Genomic DNA, 14941 nt, shown 5'->3' with positions numbered 1-14941 from the left:
CGTTATCTGGCGGCGATATATATAAGAATCCGCTGAAATCCGCAGAAACCCGGGATCAAGCCCGACTTTGGCCTCAAAGCGTGAAGCCCTCGCCGAGATAGAGACGCCGCACATCGGCATTGGCGACGACCTCGTCGGCACGGCCATGCGTCAGCACCTGGCCGGCATGGATGATATAGGCGCGATCGATCAGGCCAAGCGTCTCGCGCACATTGTGGTCGGTGATCAAAACGCCGATGCCACGCGCCGTGAGATGGCGAACGAGTTGCTGGATGTCGGCGACCGCGATCGGGTCGATACCGGCGAAAGGCTCGTCGAGCAGCATATAGGCCGGCTTGGTCGCCAGCGCCCGGGCGATTTCGAGGCGGCGCCGTTCGCCGCCTGACAGCGACATCGACGGCGCCTTGCGCAGATGGCTGATGTGGAATTCCTCGAGCAGCTCGTCGAGCGTGCGCTCGCGTTCCTTGCGGCTCTTTTCCACCACTTCCAGGACGGCTCGAATGTTCTGCTCGACGTTCAGGCCGCGGAAGATCGACGCTTCCTGCGGCAGGTAGCCGATGCCGAGGCGCGCGCGGCGGTACATCGGCATCGAGGTGACGTCGAAACCGTCGATCTCGATCGAGCCTTCGTCGACCGGCACCAGGCCGGTGACCATGTAGAAACATGTGGTCTTGCCGGCGCCATTGGGCCCGAGCAGGCCGACGGCCTCGCCGGCGCGAACGCCGATCGTGACGCCGCTCACCACCTTGCGGCCCTTGTAGCTCTTGGTCAGGCCCTTGGCGATCAGGGTGCCCTTGAACTTGGCTTTGTCGGTGCCAACCGTCGCCGGCGCAGCCGGTGATACGGCCGCCCGCCCCGGAAGACGGGCAAGCAGCGATGCTACGCCGGCCATTAGTTGCTCGACGCTCCCTGCTTCTGGGCAGCGTCCTGCTTCTGCGGCTTGAACATCATGATGACGCGCGGGCAACCATCGACATTGCCGAGGCCGCTCTTCATCTGCACGGTGAGCTTGCAGCCTTTAAGCACATTGTCGCCCTGCGACAGCACCACTTCCTGGCCCGAAAGCACCAGAAGCTGCGTCTTCATGTCGAAGGTGCCGGTGTCGCCGGTGGCGATCTGGTCGTTCGACTTGATGTAGACTTTGTTCTCGATCACAAGGTGGTCGATGTTGGCGGCGCCCGTCATTGCCGACGCGCCCGCCGCGGCGCTTTTGTCGCCATTGGCCGGCTTGACGTAGTAGACCGTCATCTTGCCGGCCTTGAGCAGGGTCGGCCCCTGGTTGACTGTCACGTTGCCGCTGAACACCGCCATGCTCTCGTTCTGCCGCACCTCGAGCTTGTCGCTTTCGATCTGGATCGGCTGGTCACCCGACAATTTCAACCCGGGAACCTGGCTGGTCGCGCTCGACTGCGCGAAGGAACCCACCGTCCCCAGAAACAAGAATGCAGCGGCAGCGCCCGGAAGCCATGCGGATTTACTGCGACGCATTCTGTTCTCCACTGTTTACCCCTGCCGCCTTCAGGCCGGCCGGATCGATGTTGACGCGTACCCGGTTCTCGAAGACGACGAGCCTGCCATTGTCCTCGACCGACATCGAGTCCGCGGTGATGCGCGATCCACCACGGCTGACATCCACCGGATTGCTCGTCTTCATAGAGCCTTTGCCCATATCTAGGAAGACAGATTTGAACTTCGCCACCATGCCGTCGGAGGTCGTTACGCTGACGTCGCTGGTGAGATCCATGGTGTTGTGGTCGCGATCGTAGATGCCATGCGCGGCATTGACCGCCACCACATTGTCGCTGGCCACAGGCAGCTTGGCGTCGATGCCGTCGAGATCGATGATGCCTTGCTTGCCGACGTCCTGCGTCGCCCTGGTCGCCGTCAGCGAATAAGGCAGCTTCTGCTTGGTGAAACCGTTTAGCTTGGGATTGGCCATCACCAGCTTGCCGTCCGAAAATGCGGTGCCGTCGGCCTGGATCGAGACCGACACCGGCGCGGCGAGATAGGAATAAACCGGAAAAGCGACGGCAATGGCGACCGCAAGCAGCGGCACCGCGAATTTCAGCACGCGCACGCGGCGCGAATGTCTTTGAGCCCGATGAAAGGCGTCGCCCCGCATACCGTCCGGCATCGCGGCAGCCAACGCCGTCTCGGCATTGCTCATTTCGTCAGATCGCGCCAACATGACTTTTCTAATGGACCTTTGCCCGCCAAAACACCGACTATAGGTGGTATGCCGGCCCCCACAAGCAAGCACAAGCGGAGGAAAACTGCAAAAATGTGACGGTCGCCCTCCGCAAAATCGAGAAGAACTCGGCAAGGCGACCAACTCTTCATAGCAGATACCAACGGCCAGAGTTAATTTTTCGTGAGGTCATCGCAAGTGTCGCGGCTCGGCGCTAGACCTTTCAGGAAACGGTAGCCGCGCGCAAAGCCTTGCTTTAAAAGCGGACTTCGCACCGATCCAAGAGGCAGACAATGGCAATGAGAGCCGACGACCTGATCGACCGCCGCCGCTTGCGCCGCAAGCTGACATTCTGGCGCGTGGCCGCATTTCTGGTCCTGGCGGCAGCGGTGATCGGCTTCTCTTCCTGGATCTATGACGGGAAGTTTACCGGCCGTGCGCTCGATCACATTGCCAAGGTCAGGATCGAAGGCACCATCACCGAGGATGAGGAGCTGATCAAACGGCTGGAGTCGATCCGCACATCGCCGCAGGTCAAAGGCGTCATCCTGTCGATCGATTCGCCTGGCGGCACCACGGTCGGCGGCGAGTCGATTTTCGAAGAGGTACGCAAGGTTGCCGGCGACAAGCCAGTGGTGGCGGAAGTCGGCACGCTGGCCGCGTCCGCCGGCTACATGATCGCGACCGCGGCCGACCACATCGTTGCCCGCAAGACCTCGATCGTCGGCTCGATCGGCGTGCTCATCGAGTACCCCGATGTCAGCGGCCTGATGGACAAGCTCGGCATCAAGCTGGAGGCAGTGAAGTCATCGCCGCTCAAAGCCTCGCCCTCGCCCTTCACGCCGACCAATGACGATGAGCGCGCCATGGTGCGCAAACTGATCCTCGACAGCTACGACTGGTTCGTCGGCATCGTCGCCGATCGCCGCAAGATGACGCATGAACAGGCGCTGGCGCTGGCCGACGGATCGATCTTCACCGGCCGGCAAGGTTTGGCCAACCACCTGGTCGACGCGGTCGGCGGCGAGCAGGAGGCGATCGACTGGCTGGCGACCAAGGGCGTGGACGGCAAGCTCAACGTCATCGAGTGGAAGGACACCGACAGGCGTGGCGGTTTCCTGTTTTCCCAGTCGATGGCAAAAATGGCGGCCAAGGCGCTCGGCCTGCCCGACGCCGGCGGCGATGTCATTCATGAACTCGGCGCCGACCGCTTGTTTCTTGACGGTCTCGTTTCGGTCTGGCACCCTTGAGGCCGTTGGGGCGAGCCAAAAAAGCAATAAAATCATCCTGATAATTGACCGCAAGTGGTTTACGGGGAACGTTCTATGATTAAATCCGAACTTGTGCAGATCATTGCTGCGCGCAACCCGCATCTGTTTCTGCGCGATGTCGAAAACATTGTCGGCGCCATTTTTGACGAAATCACCGACGCCCTTGCCGAAGGCAACCGCGTCGAATTGCGCGGTTTCGGCGCTTTTTCCGTGAAAAATCGCCCCGCCCGCACCGGCCGCAATCCGCGCACGGGCGAATCCGTCGAGGTCGAGGAAAAGTGGGTGCCGTTCTTCAAGACCGGCAAGGAGTTGCGCGAAAGGTTGAACGGCGGCAAATAGGCGCCGCGCCGGACGGTTGAACGGCGCTGCAGCTCGCCTTCATGGAGATTTGATGTTCAATCGCTTCGTGCTCGTCGTGGTCTTCGTGCCGCTGGCCATCATCCTGATCGCGCTCGCCGTCGCCAATCGCGGCCCGGTCGCCTTCACCCTCGATCCGTTCCATCCCGGCAATCCCGCTCTGACGCTGAACTGGCCGTTTTTCATCTTCCTGTTCCTGGCTTTGGCCATCGGCATGGTCGTCGGCAGCCTGGCCACCTGGGTGAGGCAGGGCCGTTACCGCAAGCTCGCGCGCCAGCGCGGCCTCGAGGCGGAGAACCTGCGCCAGGCCGTAAGCCGCGCGCCCGCCGCGCCGCCGAAGGGACCGGCGCTGCCCAAGCCGACGAACTGATCTTGCCATCAGGGAGCCCGCCATGCTGACCATTTCGGCCGCCGAGGTCGACCGCGCGTTGACTTTTCCAGGGCTCGTCGAGACGTTGCGCGCCGCTTTCCGCGACGGCGCGGTGCAGCCGGTTCGCCACCACCATGGCGTCGAACGGCCGGATGGCGCCGCCTCGACCTTGCTCTTGATGCCGGCCTGGACCGACTTCAACGCAGCCGGCACGTCCGCCGGCGGTCACATCGGCGTCAAGATCGTCACCGTGTCGCCGGACAACAACGCCATCGGCAAGCCGGCGGTGATGGGCCTTTATCTGCTGCTCGACGGCGTCACCGGCGAACCGCAAGCGCTGATCGACGGCCAGCGGCTGACGCAGTGGCGCACCGCTTGCGCCTCGGCGCTCGCCGCCTCCTATCTCGCCCGCAAGGACGCCTCGCGTCTTCTCGTCGTCGGCGCCGGCGCGCTGTCGTCCTTCCTCGCCAAGGCGCATTCGGCGGTGCGACCGATCGGCACCATCCGCATCTGGAACCGCACGCCGGCCAATGCCGACAAGGTAGCCGCGGCATTGCGCGCCGACGGCCTTCCGGCCAGCGCCGCGGGCGATCTCGATGCCGAGCTTGCCGAAGCCGACATCGTTTCGTCAGCCACGATCTCGGCCTCGCCGCTGGTCAAGGGCGCGCTGCTGAAACCCGGCGCCCATGTCGACCTCGTCGGCGGCTTCACGCCGCAAATGCGCGAGAGCGACGACGACGCGATCTCGCGTGCCCGCGTCTATGTCGACACCCGCGCCGGCGCCACCAAGGAGGCCGGCGACATCGTCCAGCCGCTGGCCTCCGGCGTGCTCAAGCCGGAAGCCATCATTGCCGACCTGCACGAATTGGCGCGCGGCGAGAAGCAGGGCCGGCGGAACGACCACGAGATCACCCTGTTCAAGTCGGTCGGCGCCGCGCTCGAGGACCTCGCCGCGGGCATCGCCGTCTACAAGGCGCTCAAGGTTTAGCCACCGCTTCGATTTTAGCGCTCATCGCTTCGACGATCAGCCGAAAATCGTGTTCGTCGATTTCGAACAGGCCAAAGCGCAATTGATAGCCCCAGTTCGACTTGCCCTTGGTGAAGTCGAGTTGCTCGAGCAATGGCTTGATCGGTGCTTTCTCCGCCTTTGCCCAATCGACATCGCGCCGGAACGGCGTGAAACCGCCGCCCATGTCGCCCTGATAGGGCTCGCCTTCGCGCACGGTGCCAATCGCCGTGAAAGACTGCAGCCCATCCTTCTCACCGAGCACCGTGCTCGGCGAGTAATAGACGATGCCGTCGCCCGGCTTGATGCGGCGCAGCGGCGCCGCCTTGCCATGATTGACCTGCATGAAGCCGCCCTGGCGGCCGCGCCGGACATGCTCGGCCGACGCAACCGCGATCCAACAGGCGCTCATCCTTGTGCTCCTTCGAACGGCCAGTAGACACGCAGGCGATGATTGTCCGGATCGAGCGCGACAAAAGTGCGGCCGAAATCCAGATCGGTCGGCGTCTGCAATATCTTCAGGCCGCGCCGCTCCCAATCCGCATGCGTGGCGTCGACCGCGGCCGCGTTCTCGACCGCGAGCACCAGTTCGGCCCCGCCGCCCGCCGCCGCTGCCGCCGGCTCCACCGTATGGCGCGACCAGAGTCCGAGCTTGAAGCCCTTGTCGAGCACGAACATGACGAAGGTCGGTGCGGATTCGACTGGATCGCGTCCCAGCAGGGCGGCGTAGAAAGCGCCGCTCTTTTGCGGGCTGTCGACATAGAGGATGACGAAATTAGGCGTGGTCATATCCGATCTCCAGGGTGTTTGAACTCCGGCAATCATATGCAAGCCTACTGTCAGATTCTGGCAGCAGTGATCAGGAAGCGCCTTTCGCGACGTTCTGGCCAGGCGCGTCGAACGTTGCCCGCCACTCTTTCAGCATCGCCTGGCGCCGACGCGGATAGCGGGTGTCGGTGGCCGTGAGGTCCGACATGCGATCGGCGCGGAAATGGCGGAAATCCTGACGCATCTCGCACCACGCCACCATCACCCGTACTTTGTCGAAGAAGCCGAGCGCGAATGGCCAGACGAGGCGCTCAGAGGCCGTGCCCTCCGCGTCGCGATAGAGGAAGCCGAGCTTGCGCTCGTCGCGAATGGCTTGCCTGACGACGCCGAGATCAACCGCTTCGGCACTCTCCGAGCCCGGTCCGACGAGCAGCGTCGTGGCGTCGAGATCCTCGCGCAGATCGTCCGGCAACACCGCAGCGATCTTGGCCAGCGCATCCGTCGCGGCCGTAGCCAGCCGTCTGTCCGGCTGCTTGGCCACCCAGCGCGAGCCGAGCACGATCGCCTCGATCTCCTCATCGGTGAACATCAGCGGCGGCAACATGAAGCCGGGCCTCAGCACATAGCCGAGTCCCGCCTCGCCCTCGATCGGCGCGCCTTGTCCCTGCAGCGTCGCGATGTCGCGATAAAGCGTGCGGATCGATACGCCCATCTCGACGGCAAGCGTGCGTCCGCTCACCGGCCGCCGATGGCGGCGCAGGATCTGGATCAGGTCGAGCAGGCGTTCGGAACGGGACATCGATTTTCTATTTATAACCAATCGACGATACGGCTCTGACTTGGTTCCCGGCAAGCCGACCGATGGAACAGCCGCAGAATGTATCCGTTATTTCCACCATGGAGACGCGCGGATTTCTGTTGCTCTGGTCGGTGCTTGCCGCCACGGTTGGCGGTGACCGCCGCCAAGGCGCTCGGCTTCATTTCGCTTTGTTCCGGTCTGCTCTCCGTCACAAATAGCTGACGGTCCCATGGACCATGCGGCGTAGGTTTGTTGCGCCGAAGGGTTGAGCTGTGGCAGAAGCGGGCCGAACCGCCGGAGATGATCCTTCTTGAAATCATTTCGCGACAAACGCCGCGACAATCGTCCCGCCAGGACGGAGCAGCCACGCCCGCGCGAAGCGTTTGCGCCGGCGCGACTACAGGCAAAGCCCGCCGAAGGACATGAGCGCAAATCCACGGACCGGCAGGAGGCAAAGCCGGCGCCGCGCGTGCTTGCGCGCCGCGAGGGCCTGTTGCCGGCGGAGCGGCTGCCGCTGATCCTCGAAGTCGCGCCCAACGCCGACTATGCGCTGCTCGACAGCGGCGCCGGCGAGAAGTTGGAGCAATACGGCCCCTATCGCATCGTGCGGCCCGAAGGCCAGGCGATCTGGCAGCGAGCACTTCCCGCCAAGGAGTGGGAACGCGCCGACGCCATCTTCACCGGCGATACCGACGAGGAAGGCATCGGCCGCTGGCGCTTCCCCAAGACGCCGCTCGGCGAAACCTGGCCGATGAAGCATGCCGGCATCGACTATCTTGGGCGCTTCACCTCGTTCCGCCATGTCGGCGTCTTTCCCGAGCAGGCTTCGCATTGGGACCATATGGCAGGCCTGATCGCGGCCGCGAAACGCCCGGTGAAGGTGCTCAACCTTTTCGGCTATACCGGAGTCGCCTCGCTGGTCGCCGCGCGGGCGGGCGCCGAGGTCACCCATGTCGATGCCTCGAAGAAAGCGATCGGCTGGGCACGCGAGAACCAGGAGATGGCCGGCCTTGGCGACAAGCCGATCCGCTGGATCGTCGAGGACGCGGTGAAATTCGCCGAGCGCGAGGAGCGCCGCGGCAGCCGCTACGACATCGTGCTGTTCGACCCGCCCGCCTATGGCCGTGGCCCCAAGGGCGAAGTCTGGCAGTTGTTCGAGGACCTGCCCGGTCTGACCGATCTCTGCCGCTCGATCCTGACGCCGAAGCCGCTGGCCGTCGTTCTCACCGCCTATTCGATCCGCGCTTCCTTCTTCGCCATCCATGCCTTGATGCGCGATACTTTCGCCGGCATGGGCGGCACGGTCGAATCCGGCGAACTGATCATTCGCGAGAAGTCCGCCGGCCGCGCGCTGTCGACCTCGCTGTTCTCGCGCTGGGTGGCTTGTAATGAACGCATATGACGGCGCTCGCCCGGTCGGGCAGGTCAAGGAAGTCACCAGCCTCGCCAATCCGCTGGTCAAGGACATCAAGGCGCTGGCGCTGAAGAAATTCCGCGACCAGCAGAACGCCTTCATGGCCGAGGGCCTGAAGCTGGTCATCGACGCGCTCGACCTCGGCTGGTCGATCAAGACCCTGGTCTTCGCCAAGGCCGGACGCGGCAATGCGGCGGTCGAAAAGGTCGCCGCGCGGACCGTCGCCGCCGGCGGCATGGTTTTGGAAGTCTCGGAAAAGGTGCTGGCGGCCATCACCCGCCGCGAGAACCCGCAAATGGTGGTCGGCGTCTTTGCCCAGCAGACCCTCGCGATGAAGGATATCCGCGCCAGGGACGGCGATGTCTGGGTGGCGCTCGACCGCGTGCGCGACCCGGGCAATCTCGGCACCGTCATCCGCACCGTCGACGCGGTTGGCGCCAAGGGCGTCATCCTGGTCGGCGACACCACCGATCCGTTCTCGCTGGAAACGGTGCGCGCCAGCATGGGCTCGATCTTCGCCGTGCCGGTCGCCAAGGCGACCGAACAGGCCTTCCTTGCCTGGCGCCGCGATTTCCCCGGCCTTGTCGCCGGAACCCATCTCAAGGGCGCGGTCGACTACAGGTCGGTCGATTTCTCCCGCGGCCCGGTGCTGCTCCTGATGGGCAACGAGCAGCAGGGCCTGCCCGACAGCCTCGCCGAAAGCTGCGACAGGCTGCTGAGGATCCCGCAGGCCGGCCGCGCCGACTCGCTCAACCTGGCGGTCGCCACCGGCGTGATGCTGTTCGAGATCCGGCGCGGTGCGTTGAAACTCGACACCGCCGACTTACGATAGGGCTGCTCAAGTGAAATCCTGGTCCCCTTATGTCCTGTTGATCGTCGTGGCAATCGCGCTCGACCAGTGGATCAAGCAGCTGGTCGAGAATGGCCTCGCCTTTCAGGAAAAGGTCGACCTGCTGCCGTTCCTGGCGCTGTTTCGTACCTACAACACCGGCATCGCCTTCTCGATGTTCGCCTCCCTTGGCGACACCGGGCTGGTGGTGATCGCCGTGCTGGTCGTCGCCTTCGTGCTCTATCTCGCCGCGCGCACGCCGCCCGGCCATTTCGTTGCCCGCACCGGCTTTGCGCTGATCATCGGCGGCGCGCTCGGCAATCTGATCGACCGCGCCGTCTACAGTCATGTCATCGACTACATCCTGTTCCACACGCCGGTCTGGTCCTTCGCCGTGTTCAATCTCGCCGACGCCTTCATTTCGGTGGGAGCGGCGCTGGTCGTGTTCGACGAGCTGATCGGCTGGCGGCGCGCGCCGAAACCTTCGCAAGATTGACGCCGCGCGGCCGCCGCCGCAGAGTTGGCTCGCAGCAGGAGCGAGGAGAAGAAAATGTCCGATACGTTCAAGGCCATCCTTGTTTCGCGCGATGCCGACAAGAAGCAATCCGTCGATGTCGTCGACCTCACCGAAGCCGATCTGATGGAAGGCGACGTCACCGTTGCCGTCGAGGCGACGACCGTGAACTACAAGGACGGGCTCGCCATCACCGGCAAGGCGCCGGTGGTGCGCCGCTGGCCCCTGGTGCCCGGGGTCGATTTCGCCGGCACCGTGATCTCGTCTTCCCACGCCGACTGGCGCAAGGGGGACAAGGTGATCCTCAATGGCTGGGGTGTGGGTGAAACACATTACGGCGCCTATGCCGGGCAGGCCCGCGTCAAGGGCGACTGGCTGGTGCCGCTGCCGGCCGGCCTGAGCGCGCATGACGCGATGGCCGTCGGCACCGCGGGCTACACCGCAATGCTCTGCGTCATGGCGCTGGAACGTCACGGCATCGTGCCCGAACGTGGCCCGGTGGTGGTGACGGGCGCCGCCGGCGGCGTCGGCTCGGTCGCCGTCTCGATCCTCTCCAGCCTTGGCTATCATGTCATCGCTTCGACCGGCCGCAACGCCGAAAGCCCCTATCTGATCGACCTCGGCGCTGCCGAAGTGATCTCGCGCGAAGAGCTCAGCCAGCCGGCCAAGCCACTCGCCAAGGAGCGCTGGGCGGGTGGCGTCGATTCCGTCGGCAGCCACACGCTCGCCAACATATTGTCGATGACCTCCTATGGCGGCGCGATCGCCGCCTGCGGCCTGGCCGGCGGCATGGACCTGCCGTCGAGCGTTGCCCCCTTCATCCTGCGCGGCGTCTCGCTGCTCGGCATCGATTCCGTGATGGCGCCGAAGGCGGTTCGCCTGGAAGCATGGCGTCGCATCGGCACGGATCTCGACCTCAAGAAACTGTCGACCCTGTCGCGTACGATCGGCTTCGACGGCATCCTCGATGCCGCGCGCGACATTGTCGACGGCAGGATCAGGGGCCGCGTTGTGGTCGATATGTAGCGCGGCGCTTCCATTCGGAATTGCGCCGGGGCAGGCAAAACCACCTGGAATCCGCGCGATCGCTAAAATTCGAACGATCCGTCCCAGTCTTCCATAATTTCTGTCTGACATGCTGTGCGCATGGTCGCGGATTCCGACATCACAAAGGACAGCAAGGTCGCAGGCGCTGACGGGCCGAGCCCCGATGCGCCGAAGCGGCTGCGGCTTGTCGCGCCGCCGCTGGCCCCCGAATTGCCGATCGCAAGCCACGAGGGCCTGCCCTTCCTGACGGTGGTCGCCATTGCCGTGCTGGCGGGGCTGGCTCATCTCACCGGCGCGCCGCTCATCGTCACCTTCGGTCTTGCCGCGACGAGCCTTGCCGGCCTTGCCATGTATCTGCGCGACCGCCGCGACGAACGCCGCACCACGGCGCTGCTCGCGCAGACGGCCGCCCGCAGCCGCGCCGAGATCGAGACGCTCGCCGACCGCATGTGGGAGATGCAGGAGAGCGAGGAGCGTTTTCGCGGCCTCATCGACGCGCTCGGCGACCTCGTCGTCCACCGCGACCGCGACGGCCACATCGTCTACGCCAATAGGGTCTTTGCCTCGCTTGTCGACATCGACCCCGGCGATCTGGCCGGCAAGACGCTTTCCGACCTTGGCGTCGATGTCGGCATCGTTCCCGACGCCGCCTTTTCCGACCATGAATGTCTGAGTTCCACCGATGTCGCCATCCGCACGCCGAACGGCCCGCGTTGGTTTTCCTGGATCGAATTGTCGGTGCGCGACAAGGACACCGGCGCCGTCTCGCACCGGGCGATCGCCCGCGACATCACCGCGCGCAAGAGTGCTGAATCCTCGCTGATCACCGCGCGGGAACGGGCCGAATATGCAAGCCAGGCCAAATCGCGCTTCCTTGCCACTGTCAGCCACGAAATCCGCACGCCGATGAACGGCATCATGGGCATGGCCAAACTGCTGGCCGACACCGACCTGTCGCCGGAGCAGCGCACCTATGTCGGCGCCGTCTCCACCTCGGCCAGCGCGCTGCTCGCGCTCATCGAGGATTTGCTTGATTATTCCAAGATCGAGGCCGGCCGCTTCGAACCAGAACCGCAACCGACTTCGCCGCGCGAGATCGCTGACAACATCATCGAGCTCCTGGCTTCAAGGGCCTACGCCAAAAAAATCGGCCTCGGCTGCCATGTCGAACCCGACGTGCCGCAGATGATCACCGCCGACCCCGGCCGCGTGCGCCAGGTGCTGCTCAACCTCATCGGCAATGCGGTCAAATTCACCGACGCCGGCGGCGTGCTGCTCACCGTGGCGCGCGCCCGCACCGAGACCACCGACCACATCTGCTTCACCGTCGCCGACAGCGGGCCGGGACTGCGCGAAGCGGACATGGAGCGTATCTTCGAGGAATTCGAGCAGTCCGACGGCACCTCGACCAGGGTGCATGGCGGCGCGGGCTTGGGTCTTGCCATCTCGAAACGGCTGGTGACCGCCATGGGCGGCGCGATCTCGGTTTCGAGCCGCCTCGGCCAAGGCTCGGAATTCGTCCTCGAGATCCCGGCGACCCAGGCTACCGAACCGCCGCAGCACCGCCACAACATCCTTGCCGACCGGCGCGCGGTGATCGTGTCGAAAAACGCGATCGAGGCCGACGCCATCGCGCGCACCGTCCGTGCCCATGGCGGCAGCGTCGAGATCGTCGCGACGCCGAGCCAGGCGGCGCCGTTCGCGGCAGGCTGCAATGTGCTCTTGATCGACGCCATGCTGGAGAACGCCGATGGGCGGATGCTCAAGCGCTTGCGCGAGAGCGGCTTTGCCGATTGTGAGGCCATCACGCTGATTGCCCCGACGGACCGCGGCATGCTCGGTGAATTCCGCGCCAATGGCTACGCCACCTTCCTGGCCAGGCCGGTGCGCGGCGAAACGCTGCTACGCGTGCTGTTGACCAGTCATGCCCCGGCACTTGCCAAGCCGCAGCCGCGGCCGCGCGGCGGCACTTCCGTGCGTCGGCGCGACCAGGGCCTGTCTGTGCTGATCGCCGAGGACAATGACATCAATGCCATGCTTGCCCGCGCCACGCTTCTCAAGGCCGGGCATCGCGTCAGGATCGTCGGCAACGGCAAGGCGGCGGTCGAAGCCGTTACCGAGGCGGGGCTCAAGCACCGCTTCGACGTGGTGCTGATGGACCTGCATATGCCGGTCATGGACGGGATGGACGCCATCGCCGCCATCCGTCGCCACGAGGAAGCGATGGCCGTGTCGCCGATCCCGATCATGGTGCTCTCGGCCGACAGCCAGGAAAAAACCCGTCACGCGGTGCTCGCCCACGGCGCCAGCGGCTTCGTGACCAAGCCGCTCGATCCGGATGCCCTTGTACAGGCCGTCGAGGGCCAGGTCGCGGCCTAGTTTGCAGTCCCGAAACTGGAATCGGTTTTCTGATATATCTTGCTCAACCGGCAGGGCGGCCTGTCCCGATTTCAGCTGGACGCGGCGGTAACGAAATTTTTAACCGCGGAATGCCTTGGATTGCCTGGGTTTTGCGGCCGTAAGGTAGCCGGTTGAGGGTAATTGCCAGCCGGCGAAGTATTGCCCGTCCCCGCGTATCACGGTACTGTCACAATCCTGTTGCACCTACACCGTATCCCCGTGCCAAGAGGGATGGCTCGAAGGAGAATCACTCGTGCATACAGTCATGCCGGAATGTGACACTCGGCCAAATGCTGGCGGCGCCCTGCTCGCCGCCCGTACCGCCGATGCCGTCGCAAGCGGTGCACCGCTGGGCCGTATCGGCAACCTCGAAGTGCGGCTTGCCCGCAACGAGGCCGAAATCGCCGCCGCCCAGGAAGTGCGCTACCGGGTATTTTATGACGAGCTCGGCGCGAGGAAGGACCTGTTCCAGGCCCAGGACCGGCGCGATGCCGACCGTTTCGACCCGCTTTGCGACCATCTTCTGGTGTTGGATACCACCCTGCCCGGCCCCGAGCATCGCCGCATCGTCGGCACCTATCGGCTGCTGCGGCAGGAGATCGCCACGGCGGCCGGCGGCTTCTATTCCGAGGGCGAGTTCGAACTGACCAAGCTGATCGCGCGCCACCCCGGCCAGCGCTTCCTCGAACTCGGCCGTTCCTGCGTTCTCAAGGAATACCGCTCCAAACGCACCATCGAGGCGCTCTGGCAAGGCATCTGGGCTTACATCAACCATTACAACATCGGCGTCATGACCGGCTGCGCTTCCTTCCATGGCATCGTGCCGGCCGCGCATGCCGAGGCTTTGACCTATCTCGCGCATCACTGCCGTACCGATTCCGCCTGGGATGTCCGGGCCGTTGCCGGCCGCTACTGCTCGATGGATCTGATGCCGATCGAGGCGGTGAATGCCAAGGCGGCGATCGCCGCGATGCCACCGCTGGTCAAGGGCTATCTGCGCGTCGGCGCCCGCATCGGCGATGGCTGCGTCATCGATCATGAATTCTCGACCGTCGACGTCTTCGTCGTCATGCCGGTCAAAGAGATCGGCGCCCGCTACGTCAACTATTATGGCGGCGAAGGTCAGCGTTTCGCGGCATAGCGAATAGCGAATAGCGAATAGCGAATAGCGAATAGCGAATAGCGAATAGAAAAACCGCGGGCGTCGCCCTGTCTAACCCTATTCGCTACTCCCTACTCGCTATTCCCTCTTCTCAAGGAATATCCTCCGGCCGCCGTCCGGGCCGGCTCTTGTAAGCTGGAAACGTCCAGCCGAACTTGAGCGCGCCGCCACGCACCAGGAACGCCGCGACAAAGCCGGCAAGGTCCGACGCGAGCGGCGGCAATCCGGCAAGATCGCCAAGCGTGTAGAGGCCAGCACCCGCGAGTGCGGCGATGACATAGATTTCAGGCCGCAGCAGCACTGACGGTTCGCCGGCCAGAAGATCGCGCAGAATGCCGCCGAAGGTGGCTGTCAGCATGCCTGTGATGAGCGAAACAACCGGCGAACCGGTAATGGCCAGCCCCTTGGCCGCGCCCATCACGGAAAAGGCGGCGAGTCCTATGGCGTCGAGCCAGAGCAGCCATTTCCAGCGGGATTCGACGCGGTGGGCGCTGAAGAAGACCAGCACCGCAACCGCCGCGCAGATCAGCACATAGCTTGAATTGGCGACCCAGAACACCGGCGTGTTGAGGATGACGTCGCGAAGCGTGCCACCACCGATGCCGGTGACGCTGGCCAGGAACAGGAAGCCTATGATGTCGAGCTGCTTGCGCGAAGCAGCAAGCGCCCCGGTCGCCGCAAACACGGCGACACCGGCATAGTCGAGGAGGTCGATGGGGTTCATGAACTGAGCGAGTAGCGAATAGTGAGTAGGGCAATAGCACGAAGCCGCGGATTAGTATCAGCCCTACTCACTACTCCCTATTCGCTATTCAC

The 14941-nt window shown here is 64.2% G+C and carries 17 protein-coding genes; 10 read left to right on the top strand and 7 right to left on the bottom strand.

The window, feature by feature from the left end:
* Window positions 1–73: 73 nt before the first annotated feature.
* From lptB to lptC, 3 genes are read right to left on the bottom strand one after another with little or no spacing between them, the layout of a single operon-like run.
* The gene (gene lptB / locus ACVDG8_RS24920) at window positions 74–892 is read right to left on the bottom strand and encodes an LPS export ABC transporter ATP-binding protein (protein ID WP_447250796.1); all 819 of its coding nucleotides are present in this window, start codon (window positions 890–892) and stop codon (window positions 74–76) included.
* Window positions 892–1488 (bottom strand): LptA/OstA family protein, encoded by a 597-nt coding sequence (locus ACVDG8_RS24915; RefSeq protein WP_447250795.1) that lies wholly within the window; start codon window positions 1486–1488, stop codon window positions 892–894. The genes lptB and ACVDG8_RS24915 overlap by 1 nt, the downstream gene beginning before the upstream one ends.
* Window positions 1475–2188 carry an LPS export ABC transporter periplasmic protein LptC gene (gene lptC / locus ACVDG8_RS24910; protein ID WP_447250794.1) on the bottom strand — a complete coding sequence of 238 codons (714 nt, stop codon included), beginning with the start codon at window positions 2186–2188 and terminating at the stop codon, window positions 1475–1477. The genes ACVDG8_RS24915 and lptC overlap by 14 nt, the downstream gene beginning before the upstream one ends.
* Window positions 2189–2481: 293 nt before the next feature.
* Here lptC and sppA point away from each other — a divergent pair, with 293 nt between their 5' ends.
* The 4 genes from sppA (at window position 2482) to lhpI (ending at window position 5174) form a co-directional block, all read left to right on the top strand.
* Window positions 2482–3438, top strand: a complete 957-nt coding sequence (gene sppA / locus ACVDG8_RS24905; protein ID WP_447250793.1) for a signal peptide peptidase SppA — start codon at window positions 2482–2484, stop codon at window positions 3436–3438.
* A 75-nt stretch (window positions 3439–3513) separates the two neighbouring features.
* Entirely contained in the window at window positions 3514–3798 is a 285-nt protein-coding gene (locus ACVDG8_RS24900) for an integration host factor subunit beta (RefSeq protein ID WP_027165368.1), read from the top strand.
* Window positions 3799–3850: 52 nt separating this feature from the next.
* Window positions 3851–4186 (top strand): DUF1049 domain-containing protein, encoded by a 336-nt coding sequence (locus ACVDG8_RS24895; protein ID WP_455707252.1) that lies wholly within the window; start codon window positions 3851–3853, stop codon window positions 4184–4186.
* Window positions 4187–4208: 22 nt separating this feature from the next.
* Complete coding sequence (lhpI, locus tag ACVDG8_RS24890; RefSeq protein WP_447250791.1) at window positions 4209–5174, top strand: bifunctional Delta(1)-pyrroline-2-carboxylate/Delta(1)-piperideine-2-carboxylate reductase; 966 nt, start codon at window positions 4209–4211, stop codon at window positions 5172–5174.
* Here the strand turns inward: lhpI and ACVDG8_RS24885 are convergent.
* From ACVDG8_RS24885 to ACVDG8_RS24875, 3 genes are all read right to left on the bottom strand, one after another.
* Window positions 5164–5604 (bottom strand): EVE domain-containing protein, encoded by a 441-nt coding sequence (locus tag ACVDG8_RS24885; RefSeq protein ID WP_447250790.1) that lies wholly within the window; start codon window positions 5602–5604, stop codon window positions 5164–5166. The genes lhpI and ACVDG8_RS24885 overlap by 11 nt on opposite strands.
* Window positions 5601–5981, bottom strand: a complete 381-nt coding sequence (locus ACVDG8_RS24880; protein ID WP_447250789.1) for a VOC family protein — start codon at window positions 5979–5981, stop codon at window positions 5601–5603. The genes ACVDG8_RS24885 and ACVDG8_RS24880 overlap by 4 nt, the downstream gene beginning before the upstream one ends.
* 70 nt (window positions 5982–6051) lie before the next feature.
* The gene (locus ACVDG8_RS24875; protein WP_447250788.1) at window positions 6052–6759 is read right to left on the bottom strand and encodes a helix-turn-helix transcriptional regulator; all 708 of its coding nucleotides are present in this window, start codon (window positions 6757–6759) and stop codon (window positions 6052–6054) included.
* Window positions 6760–7069: 310 nt separating this feature from the next.
* Here ACVDG8_RS24875 and ACVDG8_RS24870 point away from each other — a divergent pair, with 310 nt between their 5' ends.
* The 6 genes from ACVDG8_RS24870 to ACVDG8_RS24845 all read left to right on the top strand — a co-directional run bounded on the left by ACVDG8_RS24870 (window position 7070) and on the right by ACVDG8_RS24845 (window position 14104).
* The gene (locus tag ACVDG8_RS24870; protein WP_455707251.1) at window positions 7070–8161 is read left to right on the top strand and encodes an RsmD family RNA methyltransferase; all 1092 of its coding nucleotides are present in this window, start codon (window positions 7070–7072) and stop codon (window positions 8159–8161) included.
* Window positions 8148–9005, top strand: a complete 858-nt coding sequence (locus tag ACVDG8_RS24865; protein WP_447250786.1) for a TrmH family RNA methyltransferase — start codon at window positions 8148–8150, stop codon at window positions 9003–9005. The genes ACVDG8_RS24870 and ACVDG8_RS24865 overlap by 14 nt, the downstream gene beginning before the upstream one ends.
* 10 nt (window positions 9006–9015) lie before the next feature.
* A complete protein-coding gene (lspA, locus tag ACVDG8_RS24860) occupies window positions 9016–9498 on the top strand; it encodes a signal peptidase II (RefSeq protein WP_447250785.1) in 483 nt (160 codons plus the stop codon).
* Window positions 9499–9552: 54 nt separating this feature from the next.
* Window positions 9553–10542: an acrylyl-CoA reductase (NADPH) gene (gene acuI, locus ACVDG8_RS24855; RefSeq protein ID WP_447250784.1), complete on the top strand. Its 990-nt coding sequence runs from the start codon at window positions 9553–9555 to the stop codon at window positions 10540–10542.
* A gap of 120 nt (window positions 10543–10662) precedes the next feature.
* On the top strand, window positions 10663–12942 hold the full coding sequence (locus ACVDG8_RS24850) for an ATP-binding protein (RefSeq protein ID WP_455707250.1): 2280 nt from the start codon (window positions 10663–10665) through the stop codon (window positions 12940–12942).
* 286 nt (window positions 12943–13228) lie between these two features.
* Window positions 13229–14104 (top strand): GNAT family N-acetyltransferase, encoded by an 876-nt coding sequence (locus ACVDG8_RS24845; protein WP_447257076.1) that lies wholly within the window; start codon window positions 13229–13231, stop codon window positions 14102–14104.
* Window positions 14105–14216: 112 nt separating this feature from the next.
* Here the strand turns inward: ACVDG8_RS24845 and ACVDG8_RS24840 are convergent, their stop codons facing one another.
* Window positions 14217–14849: a trimeric intracellular cation channel family protein gene (locus ACVDG8_RS24840; protein ID WP_447250782.1), complete on the bottom strand. Its 633-nt coding sequence runs from the start codon at window positions 14847–14849 to the stop codon at window positions 14217–14219.
* Window positions 14850–14941: the final 92 nt, after the last annotated feature.

Source organism: Mesorhizobium sp. ORM8.1, assembly GCF_053005525.2.
Note: the sequence above shows the minus strand (reverse complement) of the source record. Positions and strands in the feature narration are given on the sequence as shown.

What these genes read in the sequence shown, in the direction of transcription:
- lptB (WP_447250796.1), bottom strand. Translation starts at nt 892, where the DNA reads ATGGCCGGCGTAGCATCGCTGCTTGCCCGTCTTCCGGGGCGGGCGGCC.
- ACVDG8_RS24915 (WP_447250795.1), bottom strand. Translation starts at nt 1,488, where the DNA reads ATGCGTCGCAGTAAATCCGCATGGCTTCCGGGCGCTGCCGCTGCATTC.
- lptC (WP_447250794.1), bottom strand. Translation starts at nt 2,188, where the DNA reads ATGTTGGCGCGATCTGACGAAATGAGCAATGCCGAGACGGCGTTGGCT.
- sppA (WP_447250793.1), top strand. Translation starts at nt 2,482, where the DNA reads ATGGCAATGAGAGCCGACGACCTGATCGACCGCCGCCGCTTGCGCCGC.
- ACVDG8_RS24900 (WP_027165368.1), top strand. Translation starts at nt 3,514, where the DNA reads ATGATTAAATCCGAACTTGTGCAGATCATTGCTGCGCGCAACCCGCAT.
- ACVDG8_RS24895 (WP_455707252.1), top strand. Translation starts at nt 3,851, where the DNA reads ATGTTCAATCGCTTCGTGCTCGTCGTGGTCTTCGTGCCGCTGGCCATC.
- lhpI (WP_447250791.1), top strand. Translation starts at nt 4,209, where the DNA reads ATGCTGACCATTTCGGCCGCCGAGGTCGACCGCGCGTTGACTTTTCCA.
- ACVDG8_RS24885 (WP_447250790.1), bottom strand. Translation starts at nt 5,604, where the DNA reads ATGAGCGCCTGTTGGATCGCGGTTGCGTCGGCCGAGCATGTCCGGCGC.
- ACVDG8_RS24880 (WP_447250789.1), bottom strand. Translation starts at nt 5,981, where the DNA reads ATGACCACGCCTAATTTCGTCATCCTCTATGTCGACAGCCCGCAAAAG.
- ACVDG8_RS24875 (WP_447250788.1), bottom strand. Translation starts at nt 6,759, where the DNA reads ATGTCCCGTTCCGAACGCCTGCTCGACCTGATCCAGATCCTGCGCCGC.
- ACVDG8_RS24865 (WP_447250786.1), top strand. Translation starts at nt 8,148, where the DNA reads ATGAACGCATATGACGGCGCTCGCCCGGTCGGGCAGGTCAAGGAAGTC.
- acuI (WP_447250784.1), top strand. Translation starts at nt 9,553, where the DNA reads ATGTCCGATACGTTCAAGGCCATCCTTGTTTCGCGCGATGCCGACAAG.
- ACVDG8_RS24850 (WP_455707250.1), top strand. Translation starts at nt 10,663, where the DNA reads ATGGTCGCGGATTCCGACATCACAAAGGACAGCAAGGTCGCAGGCGCT.
- ACVDG8_RS24845 (WP_447257076.1), top strand. Translation starts at nt 13,229, where the DNA reads ATGCCGGAATGTGACACTCGGCCAAATGCTGGCGGCGCCCTGCTCGCC.
- ACVDG8_RS24840 (WP_447250782.1), bottom strand. Translation starts at nt 14,849, where the DNA reads ATGAACCCCATCGACCTCCTCGACTATGCCGGTGTCGCCGTGTTTGCG.